4 protein-coding genes are annotated in these 6000 nt (G+C 35.2%); 2 read left to right on the plus strand and 2 right to left on the minus strand.

The window, feature by feature from the left end; translation table 11 throughout:
• Nucleotides 1-213 precede the first annotated feature (213 nt).
• Entirely contained in the window at nt 214-1371 is a 1158-nt protein-coding gene (locus H4O20_RS02455) for a class I SAM-dependent RNA methyltransferase (RefSeq protein WP_185098172.1), read from the minus strand.
• 58 nt (nt 1372-1429) lie between these two features.
• Between H4O20_RS02455 and H4O20_RS02460 the strand changes: the two genes are divergently transcribed.
• Entirely contained in the window at nt 1430-2161 is a 732-nt protein-coding gene (locus H4O20_RS02460; protein ID WP_139856264.1) for a bifunctional 2-polyprenyl-6-hydroxyphenol methylase/3-demethylubiquinol 3-O-methyltransferase UbiG, read from the plus strand.
• The gene (locus tag H4O20_RS02465; RefSeq protein WP_139856265.1) at nt 2161-2829 is read left to right on the plus strand and encodes a ZIP family metal transporter; all 669 of its coding nucleotides are present in this window, start codon (nt 2161-2163) and stop codon (nt 2827-2829) included. The genes H4O20_RS02460 and H4O20_RS02465 overlap by 1 nt, the downstream gene beginning before the upstream one ends.
• Nucleotides 2830-2835: 6 nt before the next feature.
• On the opposite strand, the gene H4O20_RS02470 is transcribed toward H4O20_RS02465, so the two are convergent.
• A complete protein-coding gene (locus tag H4O20_RS02470; RefSeq protein WP_185098173.1) occupies nt 2836-5286 on the minus strand; it encodes a helix-turn-helix domain-containing protein in 2451 nt (816 codons plus the stop codon).
• Between the last annotated feature and the right edge of the window lie 714 nt (nt 5287-6000).

Consider the following 6000-nt stretch of genomic DNA (forward strand, 5'->3'; position numbering starts at 1 on the left):
TGCAGATATAATAAAGTATCTTGTAAAGTAAAAAATCACTTTTCAATTACAACAAAGAAGTGAGTCGCAAAATGTATTCAATAGAAACTCCAATCATCAACTTATTCCTAAGCCAATAACCGATTTCTCTAATAATCACCGAGTCGATATCTTAGAAATAAACTAAATTTTTATGACGTCAGATTTTCCTGAAAAAGAAATTGATCTAAAAAATTACTGCTTAGAAGCTTTTCTACTTCCTTCATACATTTCATAACGCACAAGTTTGGATTCTAATTTCCCGTTGAACAACTTAATTTTTCTCGAAGGACGAAGTCCAACAAACTTAAGCGCTTCCATATTTGAAGTAATCATCCAAGCCTGAGTTCCAGGATAGCCACGTTTTAATGTATTCCCGATAGAGCTATAAAACTCCTGAACATCATTCACAGATATTCTTTCATCATAAGGCGGGTTGAAAACCATATACAACGACTTTTCTCCCTGTTTTTCACTTTCAAAAAAATCTTGTTGTCTTACCTCAATAAATTCTTGAAGATTTGCACTTTTTATATTCTCCTTAGATTTATGAACAGCAACAGGATCAGAATCGAAACCATAAATTTTATGAGGGAAATCACGAACTTTTTTAAGAGCTGCTTCTTCTATTTTCTCATATAAATCTACATCAAAGTCTGGCCAAGTTTCAAAACCAAATTCCTCACGATTTAGATTAGGTGGAATATTACATGCTATCATTGCAGCTTCAGTCAACATAGTTCCACTCCCACACATTGGATCTAAAAAGTCACACTGCCCTTGCCAACCAGATAGCATTAAAATACCTGCAGCTAAAACTTCATTTATTGGAGCAAGGGTACTTTCTACTTTATAACCACGTTTGTGTAATGACTCTCCAGAACTGTCTAATGAGATAGTACAGATATTACGATCAATATGTACATTTATTCGTAAGGTAGGGTGGTCTAAATCTACATCTGGCCTAACACCTTCCCTATCTCGAAAACGATCTACAATAGCATCTTTGGTCTTTAAAGCGATATATTGAGAATGTGTAAATACATCTGAAAAAACAGTAGCATTAACTGCTAACGAACCTTTTACGTCCATATAGTTTTCCCATGGCATCTCATAAACTTTTTTGTATAAATCTTCTTCTGTGAAAATATTAAAGGCTGTAATTGGCTTCAGAATTTTAATTGCAGTACGGCAGCATAAGTTTGCCTTATACATAAAGCCAGTGTCTCCTTCAAAGGAAACATGTCGGGTTCCTAATTCAATAGAAGACGCTCCTAATTGACGAAGTTCCTGAGCCAGTAGCTCTTCCATCCCGAAAAGGGTCTTAGCTACCATTTTAAAATTCTTTACCATAATATATAATCAGTTTTACTGCAAAAATACAGTATTTTAGCAGTGCGAAACGATAACTATGCAAAAAGAAAAAAACAATTGGTACGCTTCCTGGTTTAACACGCCATATTACCATATTCTCTATAAAGACAGAGACCACAGAGAAGCGGCGTTGTTTATGAACACGCTTACTAATTATTTAAAATTAAAAGAGAACGACAGTATTCTAGATCTGGCCTGTGGGAAAGGCAGACATTCAAAATATTTATATCGACAAGGGTTTAATGTAACAGGAGTAGATCTTTCTGAAGAAAGTATTGCTTATGCTAAACAATACGAAAAACCCAGGCTCCATTTTGAAGTCCACGATATGTGTTTACCATATCCCAAAAAGTTTGACGCTGTATTTAATCTTTATACAAGTTTTGGTTATTTTGAAAAAGAAGAAGATAACTTAAGAACAATTAAAGCAATAAAATCTGAATTAAAATCGAATGGATATGGGGTTATAGACTTTTTAAACGTCGATTTAGCTATAAAAAAATTAGTTCCTTCAGAAAAAAAAGAAATTGGTGGAATTTTATTTGATATTGAAAAATATGTTGAAGATGGTTATATCATAAAAAATATCCGATTCAATGATGAAGGAGATGACTATTATTTTACTGAAAGAGTAAAAGCATTAAGATTAGAAGACTTTCAAGACTACTTTGAGAAGGCAGGAGTAACGTTAAAAGCAGTTTTTGGAGATTACAAACTCAATAAATTTGATGAAAACACCTCAGAAAGATTAATCCTGATTTTTAACTAATGAATTATATTTTACTTTTTTTAGCCGTAGTAATAGGTTACATAGTCGCACTTTTCTTAAAGAAAAAGGAAATGCGCAATATGGAAGTTTTTCTAGCTTTTAGCGGTGGATTTCTTTTATCTATAACAGTTTTTGAATTGTTACCACACGTATTTGAAGACCATTCTAAAAGTATTGGAGTATATATAATGCTCGGAATACTCTTGCAGCTATTTCTAGAGTTCTTCTCTAAAGGTGCAGAACACGGACACATTCATCTTCATTCAGAAAACAAACATTTTCCTTGGGTCCTTTTTATTAGTTTAGGCATACATGCCTTTATGGAAGGTTTTCCAATTTCTGAAGAAAACAATTTATTAACGGCTATTATTATTCATAAGGTGCCTGTTGCCATCATTCTATCCTTCTTTTTTATAACCGCTGGGTATAAAAGAACGACTACATTGTTATTCCTATTCTTTTTTGCCTTAATGACGCCTCTAGGGAACTATCTCTCGACTCATTACGACTTCTTCCATCAATACGAAACACCAATCACAGCGATTGTGATAGGGATCTTTTTACACGTTTCAACAACAATACTTTTTGAAAGCTCTAAAAACCATAAATTCAATCTTTCTAAAATGACAGCAGTTATCCTAGCTGTAATCATTGCTTATTTTATTTAATTTACTTTAGAAGTATTGGCTTGAGGTTTCCGTGCCTATCTCGAGTTGAAGTGCATTGGCAACCATTCGTAAGTCGCTATAAGTGAATTTATCATCAATTTTGCTTTTTAAATCGCCAAAACCCTTGTAGTCTTCGGTTTCCATTATTTTTTTGAGTTCGAGGTACTTTTCCACAGGCATTAATTCGGTGATTCTAATTTCACCCGTAGCAAGAAAAGTGCTGAGATGCCTTTCAATAGTTCCTACGGTAAAACCTCGTTCTTTAGCAATTTCGGCAATGCTCATTCCCGATTTGAATAAGTTGAAAGAGATTTGTTGTGTTTTACTTTTTTTAGGAACCAATTTGATTTCATTTTTTGGCTCTATTGAGTTTTCTTCGCAGTAATTATTAATTACTTCCAGGATTGCCGCACCGTATTTTTTAAGTCTAACTTTTCCAATGTCGGATATTTGTCGCAGTTGATTCACGTTTGTGGGAAATACTTCGCACATTTCATAAAGCGCTTTTTGGGTAAAAACTTGATAGGGTGGAATAGCTTCTTCTTCCGAAAACATGGTGCGGAGTTCTCGCAGTAATTCAAATAATTTATTATTTTCAGTTGAAGCGTTAAAGTCGGATTTTTTGCGTTTTGGTTTTTCTACTTCCTGTAGTGCGGCTTTAGCCCGCAAATCGAGGTATTTTGAAGTATTGAAACCATCTTTTAAACCTTTAAAGCAATACTGTTTTACAGCTATCAATTCTTCCAAATTATTAAGCTGATTTGTAATATCTTCATTAATTGCTTTGTTATCTGTGGTAAAATTTAAATCGGCTAAAGGTCGTATAACAAAATCTTGCAAGTGCTTTTCAAAATAAAAAACAGCCTTTTTAAAGCGTTCCTGTAGCTGAACATTACTTTCTGGAGCCTCGTGTTCACTTAAGTTTTTTAAATGAATTTGGAAGTTTGTATTAACCTTTAAAAGTTCGGTCACACCTTTTTCTTTTAAAATGGTTAATTGTTCGAGTAAATTTCCATTGATGCTGCCTTTATTTTTAAAGTAGATATCTATAACTCTACTAACCGGATTTAAAAAACCATGCAAATTGAAAATGTCGTTAATCAAGTTAAGTTGATACGCTATCTGCGAAGTTTCTAAAATAGAAGCATCTGGCTGGTTCTCTTCGGCATTTTTACTAAAGGAAGCAACTTCCAGATTGTTGATAATGCTTTTTCGAGAGAACGGACCGGTTAAAACGATTCCTTCCAAAGTTTTGCACCGGCTTAAAGCTACATAGGTTTGTCCGTGTGCGAATGCTTCTTGGGCATCGATAATTACTTTTTCAAAAGTGAGTCCCTGACTTTTATGAATAGTTATAGCCCAAGCCAAACGCAGCGGAATTTGTGTAAATGAACCAATTTCATCTTCCATTATTTCCTTTGTCTCTGGATTTATGGAGTATTGAATATTCTTCCATATTTCTGGGCTAGTAACAATATCAAATTCATCCCCGGGGCATCGCACTAGTACTTCATCTTCGTCTAAATCGACCACAGTACCAATCTTTCCATTGAAATAACGCTTTTCCGGAGAGCTGTCGTTTTTAACGAACATAACTTGCGCCCCAACCTTTAGCTTCAGCTCTAAATGGGTAGGATAGGTATATTCGGGAAACTTTTCTTCTACTTCTGCTTCGTAGATGAAGCTTTTCTCTTTTAGCTTTTTCAATTCTGCAGCATTTATTCTGTCAGCTCTATTGTTATGGGTGGTCAAAGTAATATACCCAGTGCTGTCTTGTGTAGAAAAATCGGGAATATACCGTTTGTTGAGTATTTCGGAAGATTCGTGAGTCAAGGAATTATTTCTAATTTCGTTTAATATTTTTATAAAATCCTCACTTTCCTGTCTGTAGATGTGTTTCAATTCAATGGTAAGCGCATTCGATTGTTGAAACGAATTGCTTCCAAAGAAAAATCCTGTATTGTAGTATTGTTTTAAAAGCTGCCATTCATCGTTTTTAATTACTGGCGAAAGCTGTTGCAAGTCGCCAATCATCAAAAGCTGGGCGCCACCAAAGGGTTTGCTTCTATCTCTAAACCTGCGCAAAACCTGGTCTATGCCATCGAGTAAATCGGCACGCACCATACTTACTTCATCGATAACTAACAAATCTAAAGACTTAATAATATTGATTTTCTTTTTACTGAATTTTTTAGAGAAAGAATTGCTTTGCGCATTTGCAGACTCGGGCAAGATGGGACCAAATGGCAACTGAAAAAAGGAATGAATAGTCACCCCTCCGGCATTGATAGCCGCCACTCCGGTGGGTGCTACAACTGCCATTCTCTTTAAGGAACCCGTTTTTAATCTATGTAGAAACGTAGTTTTTCCCGTCCCTGCTTTCCCAGTCAGAAAAATATTCCTATCGGTATAATTGACGAAGTTCCAAGCCAGATCGATTTCAGGATTTTCAATCATAACTAAAAATTGTGGAGGAGATTAGTGTATTTGGGTTATTAAATATAATAAATATAGCGTGGAAATAAAATTGGTAATTAAAATCTACAGGTTATAGGTTACATCAATATTAATTTAGCCTTGAAACAATTAATGAGTAGAAATCAGTTTTACAGTCCTAAAAGATTAAATCGGTAATTTGTTATTTCAGTTTAGAGCAAAAAAAGCTTTAATCACCTCCAATACTAAAAGGTTTCAAAAAAAGAAGTCGGCTTGAGGAGTTAAAAACAGTTCTTGCAGGGTTACTTTGGTAACGCTGCAATCACCACCCACACTGTGGGCGAGTAGGACGTTTTGAGTTTAGGGCAAAAGAAGCCTTAATCACCTCCAATACTAAAAGGTTTCAAAAAAAAGGAAGGCGGCTTAAGGAGTTAAAAACGGTTCTTGCAGGGTTACTTTGGTAACGCTGCAATCACCACCCACACTGTGGGCGAGTAGAAAGTTTTGAGTTTAGGGCAAAAAAAAACTTTCATCACCTCCAGTAATAATAAGGTTGACAAAAAAGGAAGGCGGCTTGAGGAGTTAAAAACGGTTCTTGCGGGGTTACTTAGGTGACGCTGCAATCACCACCCACACTGTGAGCGAGTTGGACGTTTTGAGTTTAGGGCAAAAGAAGCCTTAATCACCTCCAATACTAAAAGGTTTCAAAAAAAGGAAGGCGGCTTGAGGAGTTAA

Source organism: Aequorivita sp. 609, from assembly GCF_014212065.1.
Classification (GTDB): domain Bacteria; phylum Bacteroidota; class Bacteroidia; order Flavobacteriales; family Flavobacteriaceae; genus Aequorivita; species Aequorivita sinensis.

What these genes read in the sequence shown, in the direction of transcription:
- H4O20_RS02455 (WP_185098172.1), bottom strand. Translation starts at nt 1,371, where the DNA reads ATGGTAAAGAATTTTAAAATGGTAGCTAAGACCCTTTTCGGGATGGAA.
- H4O20_RS02460 (WP_139856264.1), top strand. Translation starts at nt 1,430, where the DNA reads ATGCAAAAAGAAAAAAACAATTGGTACGCTTCCTGGTTTAACACGCCA.
- H4O20_RS02465 (WP_139856265.1), top strand. Translation starts at nt 2,161, where the DNA reads ATGAATTATATTTTACTTTTTTTAGCCGTAGTAATAGGTTACATAGTC.
- H4O20_RS02470 (WP_185098173.1), bottom strand. Translation starts at nt 5,286, where the DNA reads ATGATTGAAAATCCTGAAATCGATCTGGCTTGGAACTTCGTCAATTAT.